General features: G+C 64.3%; 1 protein-coding gene. It reads left to right on the forward strand.

The genetic code is table 11. The features are described from left to right. Positions 1-235: hypothetical protein (locus AC0IYH_RS34055; protein WP_471838897.1), on the forward strand; the 235-nt coding region annotated here is incomplete at both ends.

Here is a 235-nt window from a genome sequence, read left to right on the forward strand (position 1 = left end):
GTCATTGCGGCCTGAACCTACAGCTCGACGGCCTGGCCGAGAGCCGCGAGGAGCTGGCGGCCATCCTCTTCAACGAAGAGCTCGGTGCGCTGATCCAGGTTCGTCAGGACGCCACCCCGGATGTGCTGGCGCAGTTCAGTGCTGCCGGCCTCGCCGACTGTGTCGCGGTGATCGGTCAGCCGGTCAACAACGGCGATGTTGCCATCAGTTTCAACGACCAGCCGGTGTTCACTGG

This window comes from Pseudomonas sp. AC463 (genome assembly GCF_979253585.1).